This window comes from Streptomyces torulosus (assembly GCF_001419765.1).
GTDB lineage: Bacteria > Actinomycetota > Actinomycetes > Streptomycetales > Streptomycetaceae > Streptomyces > Streptomyces torulosus.
Genome location: NZ_LIRK01000599.1, coordinates 1 through 3,739, shown reverse-complemented (window position 1 = coordinate 3,739; position 3,739 = coordinate 1). Strand labels below are relative to the sequence as shown.

Here is a 3,739-nt window from a genome sequence, read left to right as displayed (position 1 = left end):
CCACGGACGCGGCGCCGACTCCGCACCCCGGCCGCCCGGCGAAGGCCGCCCCCGCCGGCCTGCGCCGCACCGGGCTCCTCGTCACCCTCATCCTCGGCGGGCTCACCGCCACCCCGCCCCTGGCGATGGACATGTACCTCCCGGCGCTGCCGGAAGTCACCAACTCCCTGCACGCCCCCGCCGCCACCGTCCAGCTGACCCTCACCGCCTGCCTCGCCGGCATGGCCCTCGGACAGCTGCTGATCGGCCCGATGAGCGACCGCTGGGGTCGCAGGCGCCCCCTCCTGCTCGGCCTCGCCGTCTACATCCTGGCCACCGCGCTGTGCGCCCTCGCCCCGACCGTCGAGACCCTCATCGCCTTCCGCCTGGTGCAGGGCCTCGCCGGCTCCGCCGGGATCGTGATCGCCCGGGCCGTCGTACGCGACCTGTACGACGGCGACGCCATGGCCCGCTTCTTCTCCACCCTGATGCTGATCTCCGGGGTGGCCCCGATCGTCGCGCCCCTCGTCGGCGGCCAGATCCTCCGCGTCACCGACTGGCGGGGCGTCTTCGTCGTCCTCACCGTCATCGGCGCCGCCCTCCTCGCGGTCGTCTGGGCGAGGCTCCCCGAGACGCTCGCCCCCGCCGAACGCCACGGCGGCGGCGTCGGCGAGACCCTGCACGCCATGCGTGGCCTGCTCACCGACCGCGTCTTCATGGGCTACGTCCTCGCCGGCGGCTTCGCGTTCGCCGCGCTCTTCGCCTACATCAGCGCCTCCCCGTTCGTGATCCAGGAGATCTACGGCGCCTCCCCGCAGACGTTCAGCATCCTGTTCGGCGTCAACTCGGTCGGCCTCGTCATCGTCGGGCAGATCAACGGCAAGGTCCTCGTCGGCCGGGTGAGCCTCGACAAGGTGTTCGCGGTCGGCCTCACCGTGATCATGCTCGCCGCGACCGCCCTGCTGCTGATGTCGCTGGGCGCCTTCGGCGAGGTCGGTCTGGCCCCGGTCGCCGCGGCGCTGTTCGTGCTGATGTCCGCGATGGGCGTCACCCTCCCCAACACCCAGGCGCTCGCCCTCATGCGGGTGCGGCACGCGGCGGGTTCGGCGTCGGCGCTGCTGGGTACCTCGTCCTTCCTGATCGGCGCGATAGCGTCCCCCCTGGTCGGCGTCGCGGGCGAGGAAACCGCCGTCCCCATGGCCGTCGTCCAACTCACCGCGACACTGGTGGCGGCGACCTGCTTCGTGGCACTGTGCCGTCCTTGGAACAAGCGTACGAAGGTAGAGGATGGGGGTATGCCCCTCCCGAGCGGAACCGAGAGGAAGGGGGAGGGCAGCTGAGCGCGCCGAGACTGCGCACGGACACCCCGGAACGGGCCGGACTCGACCCCGAGGAACTGCGCCATCTCGTACGCGAGGTGCATGCGCTGACGGAAGGCGACCGGCCCCGGGTGCCCGCCGCCGTCGTCCTCGCCGGCCGCGGTCCCGTCGTCGCCGTCGAGGAGGCGGCGGGCTGGGCGGTCCGCTACGAGTCCTACGACGAACGCACCGACAGCGGGGTGGAACTGCCGCCCGGGTCCCGCGTCCCGGCGACCCCCGACACCCCCTTCGACCTGGCCTCCCTCACCAAGCTGTTCACCGCCGTGGCGGCGGTCCAGCAGTTGGAGCGCGGCACGCTCGGCATCGACGCGAAGGTCGCCGCGTACCTCCCCGAGTTCTCCGGTGCCGCCGCGCACGGCCTCACCGTCCGCCACCTCCTCACCCACACGTCGGGGCTGCGGCCCGAACTCCCGCTGTACGAGGGCGGTTCCGCCGAGGCGCGGCTGGCGATGCTGCGGCGCGAGGAGCCGATGACGGCGCCGGGCACGGTCCACCTCTACTCCGACCTCAACCTCCTGCTCCTCCAGCACGTCCTCGAACGTCTCACCGGCCGGGGCCTGGACGATCTGATCCACGCCGGCATCACCCGCCCCCTGGGCATGACGGCCACGGCCTTCGGGCCCTGCCCCGGCGCGGCGGCGACGGAGGACCAGCGCCGGCCCTGGGGCAAGGCCGAGCGGGGCATGCTCCGGGGCGAGGTCCACGACGAGAACGCGTGGGCGCTCGGCGGGGTCGCCGGACACGCGGGACTCTTCTCGACGGCCCGGGACCTCGCGGTGTTCTGCCGCACCCTGCTGGCCGGCGGCTCCTACGGCCCCGCCCGCATCCTCGGCCCCGACTTCGTGGAGCTGATGCTGACGCCACCGGGTCTCGGGTTCGCGCTCGACCAGCCCTGGTTCATGGGCGAACTGGCGGGCCGCGGAGCCGCCGGCCACACCGGCTTCACCGGCACGTCCCTCGTCCTCGACCAGGCCACGGACACCTTCCTCATCCTCCTCACCAACGCGGTCCACCCCCGCCGGGGAACCTCCCTGAACACGGCCCGCGCGGCAGCGGGCACACGGGTGGCACGGGCGGTGCGGGGGATGTGAGCGAGTTCGGGTGCGGTCCCGGCGAGGGCCGGGGGGTCTGGTAGGGGCCCGGCACCGGCTCGCGCCGCAGGGGGCCGCGGTGGGGTGCCGGGCTTCCGTGCGGGTGGGACGCCCGGTTCTCTTAGACTTCCTTCGTGAACGCCCCTCTCTCCCCGTCCGACACCCTCCGGACCGCTCTCGCCCACCTTCTCGACGGGCTTCCGCCGAAGGCGGCCGCGCAGGCGGTGGAGCGGCTGATCGTGAACTACCGGGGGCGGACGCCCACCGACGCGCCCGTGCTGCGGGACCGGTCGGACGCGGTGGCGTACGCGGCGTACCGGATGCCGGCCACGTTCGAGGCGGTGTGCGCGGCACTGGAGGCGTTCGCGCGGGCCGTGCCCGACTGGGAACCCGGCAGCCATGTGGACGTCGGCGGAGGGACGGGCGCGGCGACCTGGGCCGTGAACGCGACCTGGACTGGCGGGCGCCCGGTGACGGTGCTCGACTGGGCGGAACCCGCGCTCGCGCTGGGCCGGGAGATCTCCGCCGCCCACCCGGACCTCAAGCCCACCGAGTGGCAGCGCTCTCGTATCGGATCGGCGCTCACCATCGAGAGCACTGATCTCGTCACCATCTCCTACGTCCTCGGTGAGCTCACCGACGCCGACCGGACCGCCGTGGTCGACGCCGCCGTGACCGCCGCGCAGGCCGTCGTGGTCATCGAGCCCGGCACCCCCGACGGCTACGCCCGTGTCATCGACGCCCGCGACCGCCTGGTCGCAGCCGGGTTCCACGTCGCCGCCCCCTGCCCGCACAGCGCCGCCTGCCCGATCGTCCCCGGCGAGGACTGGTGCCACTTCGCCGCCCGCGTCAGCCGCTCCTCCCTGCACCGGCAGGTCAAGGGCGGCTCCCTGGCGTACGAGGACGAGAAGTTCAGCTACGTCGCCGCGACCCGCTTCGCCCCGGACCCGGCCGCCTCCCGTGTCGTGCGCAAGCCCCAGATCCGCAAGGGTCAGGTCCTCCTCGACCTCTGCGGAACCGGGACCCCGGCCACCACGGACGCCACCACCACAGCCCCGGCCACCACCTCTGGCGCCGACGTCGACGGTGGGAGTGGGCCCGGCACCGGCCCCGTTCCCACCCTCGGCCGGACCACCGTCACCAAACGCCACGGCCCGCTCTACAAGGCGGCCCGCGACGCCGACTGGGGCGACGCCTGGCCCCCGCCGACCGGGGACGACGACCGGGCCTGAGCCCTCGCCCCCCGGAAGACGGCCGCTAGTACGACGAGGGGGGCGGGCCCGCCGGGTA

At 73.9% G+C, this 3,739-nt stretch carries 3 protein-coding genes; all 3 read left to right on the top strand.

The window, feature by feature from the left end; genetic code table 11:
* Positions 1–1,319 (top strand): multidrug effflux MFS transporter (locus AOK23_RS34565; protein WP_055716483.1); only part of this gene is annotated, 1,319 nt, incomplete at its 5' end.
* Positions 1,232–2,449, top strand: a complete 1,218-nt coding sequence (locus tag AOK23_RS34560) for a serine hydrolase domain-containing protein (RefSeq protein ID WP_079049875.1) — start codon at positions 1,232–1,234, stop codon at positions 2,447–2,449. The genes AOK23_RS34565 and AOK23_RS34560, both read left to right, overlap by 88 nt.
* 134 nt (positions 2,450–2,583) lie before the next feature.
* A complete protein-coding gene (locus AOK23_RS34555) occupies positions 2,584–3,681 on the top strand; it encodes a small ribosomal subunit Rsm22 family protein (protein WP_055716481.1) in 1,098 nt (365 codons plus the stop codon).
* Positions 3,682–3,739 lie beyond the last annotated feature (58 nt).